The 17,593-nt window shown below is 60.2% G+C and carries 23 protein-coding genes and 1 other RNA gene; 9 read left to right on the top strand and 15 right to left on the bottom strand.

Annotated elements, in window-relative coordinates; all coding sequences use genetic code 11:
* The first annotated feature begins 133 nt into the window (after positions 1-133).
* Both ACIOTL_RS14655 and ACIOTL_RS14650 read left to right on the top strand, forming a co-directional pair.
* On the top strand, positions 134-739 hold the full coding sequence (locus ACIOTL_RS14655) for a GDSL-type esterase/lipase family protein (RefSeq protein WP_105658455.1): 606 nt from the start codon (positions 134-136) through the stop codon (positions 737-739).
* 98 nt (positions 740-837) lie between these two features.
* The gene (locus tag ACIOTL_RS14650) at positions 838-912 is read left to right on the top strand and encodes a 50S ribosomal protein bL37 (RefSeq protein ID WP_369299107.1); all 75 of its coding nucleotides are present in this window, start codon (positions 838-840) and stop codon (positions 910-912) included.
* A gap of 70 nt (positions 913-982) precedes the next feature.
* Here the strand turns inward: ACIOTL_RS14650 and rsrA are convergent, their stop codons facing one another.
* Positions 983-1,243 (bottom strand): mycothiol system anti-sigma-R factor, encoded by a 261-nt coding sequence (rsrA, locus tag ACIOTL_RS14645; RefSeq protein ID WP_105658379.1) that lies wholly within the window; start codon positions 1,241-1,243, stop codon positions 983-985.
* A gap of 1 nt (position 1,244) precedes the next feature.
* Positions 1,245-1,898, bottom strand: a complete 654-nt coding sequence (locus ACIOTL_RS14640) for a sigma-70 family RNA polymerase sigma factor (protein ID WP_166650812.1) — start codon at positions 1,896-1,898, stop codon at positions 1,245-1,247.
* A gap of 295 nt (positions 1,899-2,193) precedes the next feature.
* Here ACIOTL_RS14640 and aroA point away from each other — a divergent pair, with 295 nt between their 5' ends.
* The 7 genes from aroA to crcB all read left to right on the top strand — a co-directional run bounded on the left by aroA (position 2,194) and on the right by crcB (position 7,464).
* Positions 2,194-3,510: a 3-phosphoshikimate 1-carboxyvinyltransferase gene (aroA, locus tag ACIOTL_RS14635; protein ID WP_400343505.1), complete on the top strand. Its 1,317-nt coding sequence runs from the start codon at positions 2,194-2,196 to the stop codon at positions 3,508-3,510.
* On the top strand, positions 3,510-4,601 hold the full coding sequence (locus ACIOTL_RS14630; protein ID WP_105658377.1) for a ribosome small subunit-dependent GTPase A: 1,092 nt from the start codon (positions 3,510-3,512) through the stop codon (positions 4,599-4,601). Before aroA ends, ACIOTL_RS14630 begins: the two co-directional genes overlap by 1 nt.
* 14 nt (positions 4,602-4,615) lie before the next feature.
* Positions 4,616-5,422 carry an inositol monophosphatase family protein gene (locus ACIOTL_RS14625; protein ID WP_105658376.1) on the top strand — a complete coding sequence of 269 codons (807 nt, stop codon included), beginning with the start codon at positions 4,616-4,618 and terminating at the stop codon, positions 5,420-5,422.
* Between the two features lie 14 nt (positions 5,423-5,436).
* On the top strand, positions 5,437-6,066 hold the full coding sequence (locus tag ACIOTL_RS14620; protein WP_105658375.1) for a metal-dependent transcriptional regulator: 630 nt from the start codon (positions 5,437-5,439) through the stop codon (positions 6,064-6,066).
* Positions 6,067-6,140: 74 nt separating this feature from the next.
* Positions 6,141-6,626 carry a universal stress protein gene (locus tag ACIOTL_RS14615; protein WP_166650813.1) on the top strand — a complete coding sequence of 162 codons (486 nt, stop codon included), beginning with the start codon at positions 6,141-6,143 and terminating at the stop codon, positions 6,624-6,626.
* A complete protein-coding gene (locus ACIOTL_RS14610; RefSeq protein WP_105658373.1) occupies positions 6,623-7,084 on the top strand; it encodes a CrcB family protein in 462 nt (153 codons plus the stop codon). The genes ACIOTL_RS14615 and ACIOTL_RS14610 overlap by 4 nt, the downstream gene beginning before the upstream one ends.
* Positions 7,084-7,464, top strand: coding sequence for a fluoride efflux transporter CrcB (gene crcB / locus ACIOTL_RS14605; RefSeq protein WP_105658372.1), 381 nt, complete (start codon positions 7,084-7,086; stop codon positions 7,462-7,464). Before ACIOTL_RS14610 ends, crcB begins: the two co-directional genes overlap by 1 nt.
* A 47-nt stretch (positions 7,465-7,511) precedes the next feature.
* On the opposite strand, the gene ACIOTL_RS14600 is transcribed toward crcB, so the two are convergent.
* The 13 genes from ACIOTL_RS14600 to ACIOTL_RS14540 form a co-directional block, all read right to left on the bottom strand.
* Positions 7,512-7,985 carry a DUF2568 domain-containing protein gene (locus ACIOTL_RS14600; RefSeq protein ID WP_166650814.1) on the bottom strand — a complete coding sequence of 158 codons (474 nt, stop codon included), beginning with the start codon at positions 7,983-7,985 and terminating at the stop codon, positions 7,512-7,514.
* 177 nt (positions 7,986-8,162) lie between these two features.
* Positions 8,163-8,531, bottom strand: a transfer-messenger RNA (tmRNA) gene (ssrA, locus tag ACIOTL_RS14595).
* Positions 8,532-8,644: 113 nt separating this feature from the next.
* Positions 8,645-9,124, bottom strand: a complete 480-nt coding sequence (smpB, locus tag ACIOTL_RS14590; protein WP_105658370.1) for an SsrA-binding protein SmpB — start codon at positions 9,122-9,124, stop codon at positions 8,645-8,647.
* A gap of 54 nt (positions 9,125-9,178) precedes the next feature.
* On the bottom strand, positions 9,179-10,642 hold the full coding sequence (locus ACIOTL_RS14585) for a M23 family metallopeptidase (protein ID WP_105658369.1): 1,464 nt from the start codon (positions 10,640-10,642) through the stop codon (positions 9,179-9,181).
* 53 nt (positions 10,643-10,695) lie between these two features.
* The gene (gene ftsX / locus ACIOTL_RS14580; RefSeq protein WP_105658368.1) at positions 10,696-11,610 is read right to left on the bottom strand and encodes a permease-like cell division protein FtsX; all 915 of its coding nucleotides are present in this window, start codon (positions 11,608-11,610) and stop codon (positions 10,696-10,698) included.
* Positions 11,607-12,404, bottom strand: a complete 798-nt coding sequence (gene ftsE / locus ACIOTL_RS14575; RefSeq protein WP_105658367.1) for a cell division ATP-binding protein FtsE — start codon at positions 12,402-12,404, stop codon at positions 11,607-11,609. The genes ftsX and ftsE overlap by 4 nt, the downstream gene beginning before the upstream one ends.
* Before the next feature lie 280 nt (positions 12,405-12,684).
* A complete protein-coding gene (prfB, locus tag ACIOTL_RS14570; RefSeq protein WP_105658366.1) occupies positions 12,685-13,800 on the bottom strand; it encodes a peptide chain release factor 2 in 1,116 nt (371 codons plus the stop codon).
* A 391-nt stretch (positions 13,801-14,191) separates the two neighbouring features.
* The gene (locus ACIOTL_RS14565) at positions 14,192-14,647 is read right to left on the bottom strand and encodes a hypothetical protein (RefSeq protein ID WP_133834484.1); all 456 of its coding nucleotides are present in this window, start codon (positions 14,645-14,647) and stop codon (positions 14,192-14,194) included.
* A complete protein-coding gene (locus ACIOTL_RS14560) occupies positions 14,640-15,086 on the bottom strand; it encodes a hypothetical protein (protein ID WP_105658364.1) in 447 nt (148 codons plus the stop codon). The genes ACIOTL_RS14565 and ACIOTL_RS14560 overlap by 8 nt, the downstream gene beginning before the upstream one ends.
* Positions 15,079-15,498, bottom strand: coding sequence for a TadE family protein (locus ACIOTL_RS14555; protein ID WP_400343264.1), 420 nt, complete (start codon positions 15,496-15,498; stop codon positions 15,079-15,081). Before ACIOTL_RS14555 ends, ACIOTL_RS14560 begins: the two co-directional genes overlap by 8 nt.
* Before the next feature lie 6 nt (positions 15,499-15,504).
* Positions 15,505-15,738, bottom strand: coding sequence for a hypothetical protein (locus ACIOTL_RS14550; protein ID WP_388025383.1), 234 nt, complete (start codon positions 15,736-15,738; stop codon positions 15,505-15,507).
* Positions 15,739-15,801: 63 nt separating this feature from the next.
* A complete protein-coding gene (locus ACIOTL_RS14545) occupies positions 15,802-16,743 on the bottom strand; it encodes a type II secretion system F family protein (RefSeq protein WP_105662566.1) in 942 nt (313 codons plus the stop codon).
* Complete coding sequence (locus ACIOTL_RS14540; RefSeq protein WP_388025386.1) at positions 16,740-17,591, bottom strand: type II secretion system F family protein; 852 nt, start codon at positions 17,589-17,591, stop codon at positions 16,740-16,742. Before ACIOTL_RS14540 ends, ACIOTL_RS14545 begins: the two co-directional genes overlap by 4 nt.
* Between the last annotated feature and the right edge of the window lie 2 nt (positions 17,592-17,593).

Here is a 17,593-nt window from a genome sequence, read left to right as displayed (position 1 = left end):
GCTTTAACCCCGGCGCTGGTTTTTCGCAGGGAATTGTGGGGTTTAACCAATGACCGCCTCCCCCGATGCCAGCGTTCCGACTGCTAAGGTGGGGAGCGATTCATCATTTTTGAGCCAACGAAAGGTCGCCCAGTTGGAGTTACGCACAATCCGAATTACCGCAATCGGAGATGAGCTACTGGCCGGACATGGCGACCCGCGGGGCCTGGGCTGGTTCGGCCGCGTCGTGGCCCGCACCCAGGATCCGGCCCTGCGCCTGCAGTCCTTCGTCCTGGCTTCCCCGGCCGAGGGATCCGAAGCGCTGGCCGAACGCTGGCTGGGGGAAGCTTCCCGCCGATTCAGCGACCAATACGAAAACCGCCTGGTCATCGCGCTCTCGGACCGCGACGTCGATCTGGATGTCACCACCGCGCGCAGCCGGCTGAACCTGGCCAACATCCTGGATTCGGCCTCGCAGATGAACATCAAGGCCTTGCTGGTCGGCCCGGCCCCGGGCCTGGATGATGCGCGCAACCAGCGCGTGGCAGAACTGAACCGCGTCTACTCGGATGTGGCGCTGCGCCGCAACCACCACTACGTCGATACCTTCACGCCCCTGCGTTCCCATGCCCAGTGGCGTGCCGATCTGAACGCGTCCGGCGGGGTGCCCGGCCAGGCAGGCTACGGGCTGATGGCCTGGCTGGTGCTGCACCGCGGCTGGTATTCCTGGCTGGAGTTGCCTGAGCCAGGCGAGGGCTAGGGGCCGCCGGTCCGTTAGGAAAATGGGCCGGAAGTGTGAAAGACTATGAGCCGGCCCGAATTTTCGGGAAGCAATATTGTTCCCTCTAAGGAGTCACCATGTCGAAGCGCGCTCGTAAGCGTCGCGATCGCAAGCGTGGCGGTGCCAACCACGGCAAGCGCCCAAACAGCTAAGCGAAGCGAACAAAAAAACCCCGTACCCTTCGAGATCAACTCGGAAGATACGGGGTTTCTCTTTGCCGTGCTAGTGGCCTGATTCCACGCGGATCTGCGAGATCCGCGCGATGATGCTGGCCTTCAAGGTCTGCGGGGCATGCTCCTGGCAGCTGCGGCGCACCACCGAGCGGATGATGCACTCCAGATCGTACTGCTCGGTGCATTCCGGGCAGCCATCCAGATGGGACTTGACCTCCTTGAGGTCATCGAGCGTCAGCGCCCCGTCGAGGTACTCGTAGATGCGGACGATGCGGTCATCGGCGCAATCACCCATTGAATTGCAATCCATCTTATTTCGCTCCTCGGTCAGCCTTGGCGGCACTCTTGCTCTGGGTGCCGGTGGCGATCCCACGATCTGCTGCGTAATCGGCCAGCAGTTCCCTCAAGTTCTTGCGTCCGCGATGCAACCGGGACATCACGGTGCCGATCGGCACGCCCAGGATCTCGCTGGCTTCCTTGTAGCTGAAGCCCTCGACATCCACGAAGTAGACGGCCATGCGGAAATCCTCGCCGATCGACTGCAGCGCGGCTTTCACATCCGAATCCGGAAGGTGGTCCAGCGCCTCGGCCTCGGCCGAGCGCAAGCCGGTCGGCGAATGCTCCATGGCCTGGGCCATCTGCCAATCCTCGACCGTATCGGTGGAAGTGCGCAGCGGCTCGCGTTGGCGCTTGCGGTACAAATTGATGTACGTGTTGGTCAGGATGCGGTACAGCCAGGCCTTCAGGTTGGTGCCCGGCTTGTACTGGTGGAAGGCGGAATAGGCCTTGGTGTAGGCCTCCTGCACCAAATCCTCGGCATCCGACGGGTTGCGCGCCATGCGCAGGGCAGCCGAATAGAGCTGGTCCACGTACTGCATCGCGTCACGCTCGAAGCGTTCGCGGCGCTGCTGCTCGGACTCGGAGGCCACATCGGGCAAATTCTCGTCCACACTCTTGTTGTTCATCACTGCCGAGTCTACGCGTTCGAACGGCTTTATGCGCGTGCCAGCGCGGGCCCGGGCCGGCCGCGGTTGCTCGGCGACGGCGCAAGCGGTGCCGCCGGCGTTTGAAGTGTCCTGTCGTATCGTCACAGTAGGTATAACCAGCGGAGCTAAAGCCTTATTCCCGCACCGATCTCGGCTAGAATTAGGCAGTGGGCGCACAGTACTTGCGGTACTGCCAGCGGCCCCGAATTGAAGCCTCGAGCCTAAGGATCTACCAATCAGCACTGCAAGCGCCCCCGGGAGCCCCCTCGATCAGCTGCACGACGCAGAAAAGAACTGGTGGGCAGCGCCCTATGCCGCCGCCGGACTGGATGCAACCGTCCCGGTGCCAGCTTCGAAGTCGCTGACCAACCGGTACCTGATCCTTGCGGCCCTGGCCTCCTCGCCATCCACGATCCACAACACGCTGATCAGCCGCGACACCGAGCTGATGCTCAGCGCCCTGGCCGGATTCGGGGTCGGGATCAAGCGCACCGAGCAGGCCGACGGCTCCACCACCGTGGACATCACCCCGGGCCAGCTGGCCGCCGGACCGCTGGCGATCGACTGCGGCTTGGCGGGCACGGTGATGCGCTTCGTTCCCCCATTGGCTGCCGTCGCCGGCGCCAAGGTGGCCTTCGACGGCGACGCCGCGGCCCGCGTGCGGCCCATGGCCCCGGTACTGGACGCGCTGGCAGCCTTGGGCGCCCGCATCGACTACGCCGGGAGCACCGGCATGCTGCCCTTCACCATTGATGCCAGCGAGCTGAAGCAGGATGCCGAAGTGGTCATCGACGCGTCGGGCAGCTCCCAGTTCATCTCCGCGCTGCTGCTGGTTGGCCAGGCACTGCCCGGCGGGCTGAAGCTGCGCGCCGCGCCGGGGCCTATCGCTTCCCCGGACCACATCGCGATGACCGTCCAGACCCTGCGCGATTTGGGCGTAGAGGTAAGCGTCGATGCCGATGCGCGCGGCTGGAGCATCGCCCCGGGCCAGCTGGTGGGCTTCACCGTCACCGTGGAACCGGACCTGTCCAACGCCGGACCGTTCCTGGCCGCCGCGCTGGCGAGCCATGGCACCGTGCGCGTGCCCTTCTGGCCTGCCAGGACCACCCAGGTCGGCGGCAAGTGGGTAGAAATACTGGCCGCGATGGGAGCGGAAGTCAGCCACGGCGGCGACGGCGTGCTCACCGTGCGCGGAACCGGAGTCATCCGCGGCATCGACTACGCCGATGCCTCCGAGCTGGCCCCTACCCTGGCAGCACTGTGCGTGCTGGCCGATTCGCCGAGCAAGCTGACCGGCATCGGGCACCTGCGCGGCCATGAAACCGATCGGCTGGCCGCGCTGGAAACCGAATTGTCCAAGGTGGGCGCCAGAATCACCGCCACCGCGGACGCGCTGGAAATCGTTCCCGGAGCCCTGCAGGCAGCGGATATCGATTCCTACGAGGACCATCGCATGGCGACCGCCGGTGCCCTGCTGGGCCTGGCCATCGACGGGGTGCGCGTGGAAAACATCGCCACCACCGCCAAGACCATGCCGGATTTCCCGCAGCTATGGTCCCGCATGGCGGCTACCGTAAAGGGCCAGGGCTAATGCGCTACTCCGACTACGACGAATCCTCGGTCCGCGTCCGCCCCAACAAGAAGGGCAGCCGTCCGCGCACCAAGGACCGCCCGGCCTACGAACAGGCGGTCATCGGCCGCATCATCACCGTGGACCGCGGCCGCTACACCGCAATCCTGGATGAGGACACCGCCACGGAGCGCATCGTCATCGCCGCCCGGGCCCGCGAGCTGCGCCGCCAGGCGATCGTGCCCGGGGACCTGGTGGGACTGGTGGGCGACACCTCCGGAAAGCCCGATACCCTGGCCCGGCTGATCCGCATCGAAGAGCGCACCACGCTGCTGCGCCGCAGCGCCGACGACACCGACGCCACCGAGCGCGTGGTCGTCGCCAATGTCGACAAGCTGGTCATCGTCGTGGCCGCCGCCAATCCCGAGCCGCGCACCGGCTTCGTGGACCGCGCGCTGGTCGCCGCCTTCGACGCCGGCATCCAGCCGGTGCTGTGCGTGACCAAGGCGGATGTGAAGGATCCGGCCGACTTCCTCAAGCACTACGAGGGACTGGAGTTCCCCGTGGTCATCTCCCGCACCACCACTGCCGACGCCTCCGGCGTGGACGCGCGCGGCGCCGACGGTTCCAGCGCCCGGCTGGATGCCGGCGCGCTGGCCGAACTCGAAGAGATCCTCTCCGGCTGCGTCTCGGTAGTGCTGGGCCACTCCGGAGTAGGCAAGTCCACCCTGGTCAACGCCCTGACCGGTTCGACCCGCGCCACCGGGCACGTCAACGCGGTCACCGGCCGCGGACGCCATACCTCGTCCAACGCCCTGGCACTGCGCCTGGGCGACACCCCTGGATCCTGGCTGATCGACACCCCCGGCATCCGTTCTTTCGGGCTGGGACTGGTAGACCGGGACAATATCCTGGCCGCCTTCGAGGACCTGGCAGAAATCGCCACCGGCTGCCCGCGCGGTTGCACCCATGCCGCCGGCGAGGCGGGCTGCGCGCTGGAAGCTTGGGCCGAAAATGCCGAAGGCACCCAGGCCGCTGACCGGTTGGCCTCCTACCGCCGGCTGGTCACCACCGAGGAAACCACGCACGAAAAGGAGCTCGGCGCGCTCTAGGCGCCCGCAACACCATGGCTGAATACACCCTGCAGCAAGATCTCGACTTCGCCCTGGCTCTGGCCGGGAAGGTCGACGCCTTCACCCTGGCCCGCTACGGCGCCAACGACCTGGTGGTCGAATCCAAGCCGGACATGACCCCGGTCTCCGACGCCGACCGCGGCGCCGAGCAGCTGATCCTGGCCGAGCTGGCCGCCCACCGCCCCGATGATTCGGTGCTCGGCGAAGAATTCGGCGTGCACGGAACCGGCTCCCGGCGCTGGGTCATCGACCCGATCGACGGCACCAAGAACTTCGTGCGCCGCGTACCCGTCTGGGCCACGCTGATCGCGCTGGAGATCGACGGCGAACCGGTGCTGGGAGTCATCTCCGCCCCGGCCATGACCCGCCGCTGGCATGCCGCGAGCGGCCTGGGCGCGTACGTCACCGAACCGGGTGCCACCGCCGGTACCACCGCCACCCGCCAGATCAAGGTCTCCTCGGTGAGCGAGCTGTCTGACTCCTCGCTGGCCTACGCCTCGCTGAACGGCTGGAAGGAGGCCGGCAAGCTCGAGGGCTTCCTGGAACTGCTGGATACCGCGTGGCGCACCCGCGGCTACGGGGATTTCCTGTCCTACGCGCTGCTGGCCGAAGGCGCGGTCGATGCGGCCTTCGAACCCGAACTGGAGCTCTACGACATGGCCGCCCTGGTGCCGGTGGTACGCGAAGCCGGGGGCCGCTTCACCTCGGTGGCCGGAGAAGAGGGCTGCCATGGCGGCAACGCCCTGGCCACCAACGGCAAGCTGCACGAGGCGATCCTTCCCTACCTGAACCGCAGCTAGGCAGCGCGAGGACGATGGCAACTGCACGACGCGGGCCGGCCGGGCTGACCACCAGCGAAGAGGACTACCTCAAGGCGGTGTACCTGCTCACCGAATGGGAAGACACCGAAGTGGGCACCGGCGCGCTGGCCGACCAGCTGGGCTTGTCCCCTGCCTCGGCCACCGCCATGGTGCAGAAGCTCGCAGCCAAGCACCTGGTCCATCACGTGCCGCGCGGGGCCATTACGCTCAGCGGCACCGGCCGGCGCGAGGCCTTGCGCATGGTGCGCCGCCACCGCCTGCTGGAAACCTTCCTGCGTGATGAGCTGGGCTACGGCTGGGATGAGGTGCATGACGAGGCCGAGGCCCTGGAGCACACCGTCACCGACCGCTTCATCAACGCCCTGGAAGCCCGGCTGGGCCACCCGCGCCACGATCCGCATGGCGACGCGATTCCCAGCGCGGAAGGGGAACTGCCGGTCTCCGGGGCCATCCGGCTTGACCGCTTCTCCGGTGCCCGGGCCGTCATCGACCGGATCAGCGATGAAGATCCCCAGTTCCTGCGTCGTGCCGCCGCCCAGGGGCTGGTTCCCGGGGCGGTCATCGAGCTGCCGCATCAGCTGGATTTCATTGAGGCTTCGCTGATCTGGGTGCGCAAAGCCTAGCTGATTGCCGGCTGTGCAAGAATTAAAAGCAGCGACGCGCTGCACGGTGCGCCCCACTGCCAAAGGGAGGGCCATTGGAGACACGACCGATCATCCTGGGCATCCCGGATCGCCTCGATCCCCACGTTCTGGACGCAGCCGCAGACCTCGCAGGCGCGCTCGGAGCGCGGTTGCTTTGCGTCCACGTGGATCCCACCCGCTATCCGCTCGAAGAGCTTCCCGATGGCACCATCCGCAGCGCACCGCTGGATCCCGAATCCGGGGACGAAGCAATTGAGCGCTTCCCGGCACGGCTTCTGCAGCAGCTCGAAGCCCAGCTCGGCGGATCGGGACTGGAATGGCAGGCGCATGCCGCGGCCGGTGGCCCCGGTCAGCAGCTGTCGCATCTTGCCCTGCAGCATGATGCGGCGCTGATTGTGCTCGGGGTTCGGGAGCGTTCCATGGCCAACACTATTGGGGAACTGCTCAACGGTTCGGTAGCGGTGCATCTGACCCATCGACAGCGCCATCCGGTGCTCCTCGTCCCGCCACGCCGCGCAGAACAGATTCGCAATTCATGACCCGTCCGCCAACACCCATGGCCCAGCGCCCCGCGCAGGGTTCCTTCCTCAACCCGCGTTTCCTGCTGCTGGTATTCCTTGGCGGCGCTGCCGGTACTGCCTGCCGGCAAGGCCTGGGCCTGCTGCTGCCAGATCCCGGCGGTTTCCCGATCGCGATTTTCCTAGCCAACATGCTGGGGGCGTTCCTGCTCGGCCTGCTGCTCGAGGCGCTTTCGCATCCCGGCCTCGACGAGGGCAAGCGTCACCGGCTGCGGCTGCTGCTGGGCACCGGTTTCCTGGGCGGCTTCACGACCTACAGCGCGCTGGCCACCGGCAGCATGCAGATGTTCGCATCCGGCGCAGCGCTCCATGCCCTGGGTTACGCACTGTTCACGGTGTTCTTCGGTGCATTGGCAACCTGGTGCGGAATCGCCGCCGGTGCTAGGCGCATGGCCCGGAAATCGGGAGGGCTTCACTAGTGCTCTCCCCCGGCTTATTTCTTATCGTTGCGCTCTGCGGCGGCCTTGGCGCCTGCCTGCGTTTCGTGGTCGATGCCCTGATCAAGCGGTGGCTTCCGGCCCCGCTGCCCTGGGGCACGATCCTGGTCAATCTCTCCGGCTCCTTCGCGCTGGGTGCGCTGACCGGGCTGATGGCCCAGCAGTTGTTGTCGGCGCAATGGCTTGCGGCCATAGGTTCAGGATTGCTCGGCGGCTACACGACGTTTTCGGCGGCCAGTTTCGAAACTGTCCGGCTGCTCCAGGCCGGCCGCCTCGCAGCCAGCCTGGCCAATGCATTGGGGACCCTCGCTGGAGCGGTGCTCGCGGCATTGCTCGGCTACCACGTCGCTGGGCTCTTCTAGCCGCAAACGAAAAATGCCAAGCCTTTCGGCTTGGCATTCCATCAGTTCTAGCGTGCTGCCCGGCGTCCCTTGGGAGCACCCGCTCGTGCCCGGCTCGGAACTTGCTTCGGTGGCTGCTTGGTTCGATCGTGCGGGACCACGTATCCGCCGGTGGCGATGACCAGAATGGCGCTGATGCCGGTCAACGCAAGCATTCCGATGGCCCAAATCTGCGATTGATCGTAGAAGGAATGGTCGACGCTCAGCCACAGCACGTAGGCTCCGATGAGGTAAATGATATGGACCAGGAGCAGACGGGTTCGCAGCCTCAACTTGATGACGGCTTTCGGCGAGAAGAAAATCGACCAGAGGATCAGCAGCGGGACAACTACTACAAGGATTGCTGGAATTGTCGGCCATGGGATGAAAGCGATAGCGGCTAGTGCCGCGGCGAAAAGCAATCCTACTTCCAAGAGGAAGGCAACTGCCGCATAGCTTGCTGAAAGGAAAGGCGATACCCGCTGGGAACTGTTTTTACCCATCGACTTCAATCTCACTCCGTTTCTGCACACGCTGTCGTTTCGAAAGCCTTGGACTTTCATTTCAAGTCTATGTGTAAATTCTCCATCCCGCGAACAGGCTCGCGATGTGACTGCGGACTCCGAAACAAACAAAAAGCTCCGGAGCCAGACCTATGGGCCTGGCTCCGGAGCTGGATATTGTGGAGATGGGGAGAATTGAACTCCCGTCCGATGTGGTGTTGCCAGGTCTTCTCCGGGCGCAGTTTGCTGCGGATTTTCTCTGCCCCAACCATCACGCAAACATGTGGTTGATCCGGGCACAGTTGCCTAAATGTGTATCCAGAAGCGGCAACATCCGCTGGATACATTGGCTATCTAAATGACGTTAGGAACAGGGGCGATAGCGTCCCCTGGCTAACGGACCGTCTGGCTGCTTAGGCAGCGAGAGCGAAGTCAGTGCGCTTTGATTCGGCACTTATTGGTTTGCAAAGGGCGTTTACGAGATAACTTTGCGTCCTCGGCCCGCTTCATCTGTCGCGACTCACACCGTCGAAACCGATCATCCCCGTATTTTGTTGTCAGTCCCGGTCTCCCGGGTACAACCACACCCTAGGGCGTGTCTACCAATCATAGCGCACTGCCCGGGTTTCCCCCAATGCGAAATGCGCCACAAGCTAGCCTTATGCGTTTCCGCGGTTGCGTTCGCGCATGGCACGCAACGCCTCGCGATTATCCTGCTTTTCCCTCAGGGTCTGGCGCTTGTCGTATTCGCGCTTACCGCGGGCAACGCCGATCTCCAGCTTCGCCCGACCGGATTTGAAGTACAAGCTCAGCGGGACGACGGTCAGGCCGGCTTCACTGATTTTGCGTTCGATCTTGAGCAGTTCCTGGCGGTGCAGCAAGAGCTTGCGGCGACGACGGGCCGCGTGATTGGTCCACGATCCATTGAGGTACTCGGGGATGTAGACGTTCTCGATGTACAGCTCGCCACGGTAGAACTGGCCGAAACCGTCAACCAGCGAGGCCTTGCCTTCGCGAAGCGACTTCACCTCAGTACCCGTGAGCACCATGCCAGCTTCGAAGGTGTCGAGTATTTCGAAATCGTGGCGCGCCTTGCGGTTGCTCGCGATTACTCGATCTTCTTGATTCTTCTTAGCCACGTTACTCCTTGCATGTCGCGGGCGGATTCCCGCGCACAGATTACAAGTCTAGCGCTAGAGAAGTCCCAAGGGGTTCACATGTGAACCATTGATGATCGTTTCGAAGTGCAGATGGCAGCCGGTCGAATTGCCGGTGGTGCCAACGTAGCCTATAACCTGGCCCTGCTTCACATGCTGGCCGACGCTTACCGCGATGCGGGACATGTGGTGATAGTTGGTGGCCAGGGCCTTGCCCTTGATGACGCCGTGAGAAACGGTGACCTTGTTACCCGAGGATCCGCCCCAACCGGCCATCCACACTTCACCGGAGGCAGCAGCCGTGATTGGCGAGCCGCACTGGCCGCCGAATCCCCAGTCAATGCCTGCGTGGACATAGCCGCCACGGCCGCCATAGTCGATTGTTCCAGCTGGAGTCGGGCGCCACCCGAAGGTCGAGGTCAATCGGTTACTGGTAGTGGGCTTAACCAAACCCCAGCTGCTTGGCTCGGCATATGTCGGTGCCTTTGGCTCGGATTTGGGTGCTACATAGGCCTTCTTCTTGTAGGCCTTTTTCTCTGCGCGAGCTTCTGCTGCCTTGCGCTCCTGCTCAGCTTCGTAGGCCGCCTTTTCCTCGGCGATGCGCTTTCGCTCGGCTTCTGCTTCGCGGCGCGCTTTTTCTTCTGCCTTGCGCTTGCGTTCGGCAGCTTCCCTGATCAAGCGCTCCTGGCGTTCCTTGATCTGCTGGTTGACCGCGGCGTATTCCTTCTGCTGCGATTGCAGTTTCGCCTGGATACGCGGCTTCTGCGCTTCAAGTTCAGCACTGAGTTCTTCGGTGCTGGCAACCAGCGCATCCAGTTCGTTCTTGGCGTTCTGCGCAGCATCTCGCGCCGCCTGCTCCTGCGCCAAGGCTTCCTCAGCCTGGGCTTTCAGGGAGGAAATTTCCTTTTCAACAGCAACCAGGCGAAGCTTGTTGCTTTCATTGCTGGCTTGTTCCTGGGCCAGGTCATTGTATGCGGCATTCTGGGATTCCATGGCGCGGTTGGCCATGTCCAGGCCATCGGCCATCTTGGTCGCCGAATCCATGTTGAGGATCATGTCCAGCCCGCCAGAAACGCCGCCGCGCTTATAAGCCTCAGAAGCGATCTGCGCCATCGCATCTTGAGCGTCGGAAAGCTTAGCCGCGTTTTCCTCGATCTGCTTAGCCACTTCATCACGAGTCGCTTGCGCGCTGATTAAGCGGTTGTTGAGATCGGAAAGGGTGGCCTGCGCATTGGCTACGCGGCTTTGCGCGTCAGCCAATGCCTGCTGGGCTACAGGAACCTGTGCTTGCTGGTCACGCAATTTCCTGTCGGTTTCTTGAATGTCGGCATCCAAGAATTCCATGTCGTTCTCGAGGGTATCGATGTTCTTTTCGACTTGAGCTTTCTTGTCGTCCAGCTCATCGGCGGCTACCAACCCTGCGGGCAGCGTGAGCGCGAGAGCCATTGCTCCACCGATGGAGGCGCGTAAGAATTTACGTCGCACTGCGTTCGACAGCATAAAGCTCCTTTTAGAAATTGCGTACTTCAGTTCAAGCCTAGATAACGTTTCAGCTAAACCTTCAGGTAACGCTTCAACGTTACCACTGATGAAATTGTGGCCAAAACGATACCAATAATCAAGAGTATCGGAGCAACTAGCCATATTTCGCTGGTGGAGATGAACGCTACACCGACGTTTTCATTGGCCAACTTATCCTCGACGAGGAACTTCAGCAGCAACCACAAGGTGCCAGAAGCCAGCAATCCACCAATCAGCGACGCGATGACTCCTTCGATAATGAACGGCAGCTGAATCGTTGCTTTCGATGCACCAACCAGTCGCATGATCGTTGTTTCGAGTCGCCGGTGCATGGCTGAGAGCTGGATAGTCGTACCGGTCAGCAGCACCGCGCAAACAATCATCACGATTGCAACGACAGCAGCGGCGGCGGATGCCACGCGCACCAACTGGAAGACCTTTTCAAGCAGTTCCCGTTGGTCAATGACCGAGTCAACGCCTTGTACCGTGGAGAACGCTTCGTTGATCACCGGATACTTCTCCGGATCTACCAGTGCGACGCGGAATGATTCGGGCAGCTGCTCAGCAGTGACCTGGTCAACCAATGCCGAGTTCTCGTATTGGTCGAGGAAGTTTTCGTATGCCTGGTCCTTCGACTCGTAGGCGAATTCCTTGATATACGGCGCAAGCTGCTCTGATTTGAGCATCTCTTCAATGCTCTGGCGCTGCTCTTCGGAAACCGCGCTACCAGCGCAGTTGGGCGAAGTGCTCGTGTCATCACAGAGGTACACCGCAACTTCCATGCGGTCGTACCAGTAGCCCTTCATCTGGTTGATCTGGAGCTGCAGTAATACCGAGGCACCGACGAAGGTCAACGATACGAAAGTCACCAGCACCACAGAGACGACCATGACGACATTCTGCCGCAGGCCCTTCGCCGCTTCGCGGAGAATAAATCCTAGTCTCACTGGTCCTCGTCTTTCTTGTCCTCAGCAACCTGTGACTCTTCGTCGTACTCCACGGCGGAATCGCCGACGAGCAGTTCGCGCGAACCGTCCTGGTTCACCACGGTGGTCATCGGGGCGTACTGTCCATCAATTTCATCGCGGATGACCTGCCCGCGACTCAGTTCAATAACGCGGTGGCGGTATTCGCTCACCAGTTCATGTGCGTGCGTAGCCATCAGGACAGTCGTACCGTTCTGGTTAATGCGGTTGAGCACGTTCATGACTTCGATGCTGTTCTTGCGGTCGAGGTTACCCGTAGGCTCATCGGCAAGCAGGATCGAGGGCCTGTTCACAATGGCGCGGGCAATGCCGACGCGTTGCTGCTCGCCACCGGAAAGTTCAGTTGGCTTGCGACGCGCCTTATCTTCAAGGCCGACCATTTTAAGTGCATCTGGCACACGCTCGCGGATCTGGGCCCGTGAAGCTCCAATGACCTCCATGGCGAACGCGACGTTGTCGAAGACCGTGCGCTCGCGCAGCAGGCGGAAGTCCTGGAAAACGAAACCGATGTCACGGCGCAGCTTAGGCACACGGCGGCTCGGAATGCGGTTGAGGTTCTGTCCCGCCACGTAGACGGATCCGTCGGTGGAGCGCTTTTCGCGCAGCACCAAGCTGAGGAAGGTCGACTTACCCGAACCGGATTCGCCAACCAAGAAGGCGAACTCGCCACGGTCTATCTCGATGTTTATATCGTCCAAAGCTGCATTCTGCTGCTTTGGCTCGTAAACCATCGAGACGTTTTCGAATTTAATCATGTCTTCAATCGCTAGTCTTCGTCGGGGCGCGACCCACGAATACCAATCTCGAGATCAAACGTCTTTTGGTGCGCCAGTCTTCCAAACACTATCGGTGCCAGGTAGCTAACCAGCCGAAATATAAGGTGTGTTGCGAGATTCATGCCGTACATACAGCTAACGCAGAATGCCCAGCTTAGGCATGACTAGCTGGAATTAGCGAAACGGAGTTCGTAACGGTGATGATACTTACACCCTCTGTGGCAAAAGCGTTTAGACCAGCTGGAATTCGCGATTTCGCTTACTTACTAGGGCGACGCTGTCCTGCACGCCAGCGGATGCCTGCATCAATGAAATCGTCAATTTCACCATCAAGTACTGCCTGGGTATTGCCGACTTCATGTTCGGTACGCAGGTCCTTGACCATTTGGTACGGATTAAGCACATAGGATCGCATCTGATCGCCCCAAGATGCCTTCACATCTCCGGCGAATTCCTTCTTCTGGGCGTCTTCTTGTTCCTTCTTCAGAAGCAGCAACCGCGATTGCAGAACTCGAAGTGCGGCAGCACGGTTCTGGATCTGCGACTTTTCGTTCTGCATCGAGACGACAACTCCGGTAGGAATATGCGTCATGCGTACTGCAGAGTCGGTGGTGTTAACGCTCTGTCCGCCAGGGCCAGAGGAACGGAAGACGTCCACGCGGATTTCAGATTCAGGGATTTCGATGGTGTCAGTCTGCTCAATCAGCGGCACGACCTCCACTGCGGCAAACGACGTCTGGCGACGTCCCTGATTATCGAATGGTGAAATACGAACCAGACGGTGCGTGCCGGCTTCTACCGAGAGTGTGCCGAAGGCATACGGTGCGTCGATTTCGAAGGTTGCCGATTTAAGGCCGGCCTCCTCGGCATACGAGGTATCCATAACGGTGGCCTTGTAACCACGGCGTTCAGCCCAGCGCAGGTACATGCGCAAAAGCATCTCTGCGAAATCGGCGGCATCAACGCCGCCGGCACCGGAGCGAATCGTGACAACCGCTCCGCGAGCATCGAATTCACCGTTGAGAAGGGTAACAATTTCGAGTTCGGCAAGGGACTTCTGGACGCTGACGAGCTCTCTATCCGCTTCGTGCAACGTATCATCGTCGTCTTCAAGTTCAGCAAGCTCAACCAAGACTTCCAAATCGTCGATGCGGGTCTTCAGCCGGGTCAGCCGTTCCAGCTCAGACTGGCGATGCGATAGCTTGCTGGTAACGATCTGCGCGGCGGCCGGATCATCCCAGAGGTTCGGAACGCCAGCTTCCTCCGAGAGGACTGCGATGTCAGCTTTGATCTGCTCGACATCGCTCACGTCTTCAATTGCGGAGAATGTAGAACGCAGTGAGCGGATTTCAGCGGAGAAGTCAGTTTTTGCCATGGTCCTCTAAGACTACGTCATTTAGCCATTGATCAATGAGTCCGGTGCTATCGCCGAAAAGAAGTTCCAATCAAGGTTTTCACTGAAAATCGCGCTGTGGAACCCCTAGCCAACTTGCAAGGCTTGCATCCACGGGTCGATCGGGAATCCGGCCAGTCAGTTCTCGAACAGTATTTCTGAACTGGGATTTGGAGGTGGGGTCCGCAAGCTTCCAAAGAAGCCCGAACTACCGCAAAAATGATGGATCCGGTTGCGCTGGATCCATCCTTCTTGGATTCCGCTCCTGGGGCATGCAGCAGCGTTGCTCGCTGACACGTTCTTTCTCTTGCTTCCCCGTACTTGTGCATTTCCCGCTTCCCTGGAACATCCATGCTGCTCTGCGCGGAGGTGTTCACCTGCTCAGTACAGTTCTTGCTGATGAATCTACAGATATTGGTACTCCGTCTGGAACGATCCACCCCACTATCGGCGGTTGCACCGAGCCCTGCAGCACGAGATTCGCGCCTTGCCCATCAGGCGTGATCTGCACCCGGCCAATGCGTAAATTGTCGACGCGGCCGGCCGCACCCACATCCGAAAGGTACTGTTGCACGGCTTGTTGCACGCGCTGCTGGTCCAACTGAATCCTCGGGTCGCCATTGTCCGCAACAAATTCGAATTCATCCACGGCAGCCACGACCGCCCCGTCGGCAATTGACAACAGCTGACGCGCTTTGAGGTTGACTGCGCTGACTGCTAGCACCACTGAAATTGTCAGCAAAGTGATGGCGCACAAGCCGATTGCCAGCACTAAGGATTGTCCATCCTCGTCCCGTGGATTCAGGGCAGCGCGTTTTGTCCTAGCCAAAGCGATCAGTCCTTTGCGAGGCTGAAGAATCCACGGTGAAAGCAGATACCTCTGCCCAGTCGGAAACGAAAGGAAGGGGAACATCCAACGCTACCGTCACAGTGACGACACTGCCCGGACTCAAGCATTCCTTGTCGCAACTAATCGATGTGCGAGCGTCGGCATATCCAAAGTTGTTCATGGTTCTTCGTACGACTGCGTGCGCATCTGACCTTGCCTGGGCGGGGTTATCGGCGGCGGCGAAAACCTTCGCTGCATGATCAGCAGCTCCAACCACGGCATAGCTACCGCCTTGCAGCTGTCCGACGGCCAGAATCAGGTACACCATGGGAATCAGCAAGACAGTTGAAGCAAAAATAAACTCCACTATCGCGCTGCCGCGATCTTCGGCCCGGATTCTCTTGTGCATCGCGGCAGCGAGATACTTGGCTCTACCCATAACGCACAGCTTCTCCCTGAACCTGCAAATCCCACCCGTTGGGCAAGAACCCGATTAAGGGCACCCTCGTGTTAATAGATACGGTTACCAACTGGCTATCACCAACGCGGGTTGTGCTCACAGCAATGTCACGGGCAAATCCGCCATGCAAGCTTTCGGTGATCAACATCCGAGTTCTGCTTCGAGCGTCGGATACTGACCGATTGGCCAAAGCACCGTAATGGGCGCCGTTCGATGCTGCGTCAATCAGGGTGTTGCGCACATGCAGTACCAACGCGAGTTGGATGAGCGTCATTGCGATGACCACAAGCAACGTTGTGACCATGACAAATTCGGCTACAGCAGACCCGTTCTCGCAATCTACAAGTTCCGCAGATTCCGAATTTCCAGGAGACCCCGCACTCGACCACATGCGCGGTCATCCCAATCCGGAAACTCGATCGATCGCTTGGTTGAACAGGTCCTGCAGCCTAGGCCCTGCAATGGCCAGCAAGGCGGCAACCAGCAACGCGGACATGAGTGTAATCATGACCCATCCGGGCACGTCGCCTCTGCTATCCCTGAGTTTCGGGGAAACCTTACGAAAGAGTAGTTCACCGGTTGCAGTGATTTGCAATACCAGTTTGAGCATCATTTCTTGTATGTGATTCATGACGGCCCTTCTAACTTGCTAAAGGATTTCAAAGTGGGAGATTCAAGCTTTTCTATGCTCCGATCAATAACTCATCTCCAATAACGCCAGACCGGGGAATACGGCGAAAACGATCGTGAGAGGAAGAATTCCGAACACGACCGGTACCAGCATGGAAATCTCGCGTTTTCCTGCAACTTCCATAAGTTCTCGTTTGGACGCATCGCGGACATCTTGTGCTTGGTCTCTGAGCACTTGAGCCAATGGTGTGCCTCGCTCTGTTGCAACAACGATTGCATCGACAAATCGCGTCATGGCTCCAACTTGCATCCGGTCGGACATATTCTGCATCGCTTGGACCATCGGTGTGCCTGCGTGAATGTCGTTCAAAGTCTTGGTGAATTCGTCACCGATCACCCCGTGGCAGATTCGTGAAATTCTTTCGATGGCCCCGGTGGTTGATTCGCCTGCGCCGACAGTTAGCGCCAGCACTTCGGCCACGGTTGGAAACTGAGTCAATATTTTCCTGGCCCGCCGATGGATCTGTTCGCCAAGCCACCAACCACGCAATGCATAGCCAACAATCCCGAAACCAATAACGACTAGCACCGATAGGATCAAAGAGACATGATACTGAACGGCGGCAAAGGCCATGAGCGCAGATCCTGCTACTAGGCCTGCCAGAGCATAAACAATTTCTTGAGACCGGTAGTCAATTACGCTCATGTCCAATCCGGCAGCGTTCAGACGCTTCCGAAGAGTACTTGCCGAAGGACTGTGTAGGCTAGCCAGCTTCTTGATTTGCAGCAACATGGGGGCAGCGAGTTGGCCTAAAGCCGAGTGCCCGGAGTCAGAGTGCCATGAGTCTTCCAGCATGCGTGAGCTTCGAACGCCAACGCGAACATGGGGCGCAATACGATCAGCGAAGGCCATTCTTCGCCAGCCCGGCAGGTTCACAAAGACCAGCCAAAGGCCTATGCCAAGTCCCAAACCGCAAAGCGCCGCCCACGGTGTATAGCTGTTCATGCCAGGACTCGTTCTTCTACTGGCAAGGTGCCCAGCCGGAGCATGATTCGATAGCAAACGAGGGAAACCAGCATGCCCAGGCATAGCACTATCACTCCCCCGAACGTCATATATGCATCCTTCGCAGCTTCCTGGGTGCCCAAGACCAACAGCAAGATCCATGGCGCGGCGACTGCCAAACGCGCTGCCGAGACAATCCATGATTGGCGGGCAGCGAGTTCCCCTCGTGTTCTCACGTCATCGCGCAAGAATGCCGACAAAGTTGTGAGCGTATGCCCCAAGTCGGTGCCCCCGACTTCACGCGTAATCCGCAATGTCGTGAGAATCTTGTCGGCTACCGGGTCTGCCAAGCGTTCGCCCAGCTGGTCCAGCGCCACGGAGAAGTTCGCTGTGGCTCGATAGTCCAATGCGAAATCCCGAAATAGCGGACGCAATACCTGCGGGCCGACGACAGCCAATTGGCTCAATGCTTCGGGAAGAGATAGGCCCGCCCGGATGGCACTTCGCAAGTGATCAACCACCTCTGGCCATTGTTCTTGCAATTCTGTGCGGCGCTTGGTGGCTTGATGGCGCAGGTAGACCCATGGTGCGAATGAACCGAAGATGCTAAACACCAAGGCGAAGAGCCACGAAGCGGTGAGTCCCAACGTCACCAACGCGGAAGTCAGCCCGCAGACCAGGCAAATCACGATGAATTTTGCCGGAGCCAGATTGCTCATTCCTGCATGCAAAAGAGCATTCTTGATGGCCGAGCTACGTTTGGGCGATTTTGCCCACGGGGCGAAGAGCAACCAGTCAACCATGAGGGCAATGCCTAGCCCGCCAAGGAGAGCAAAGAAAGCAACCACCG

The organism is Glutamicibacter sp. NPDC087673 (genome assembly GCF_044743255.1).
Classification (GTDB): domain Bacteria; phylum Actinomycetota; class Actinomycetes; order Actinomycetales; family Micrococcaceae; genus Glutamicibacter.
Note: the sequence above shows the minus strand (reverse complement) of the source record. Positions and strands in the feature narration are given on the sequence as shown.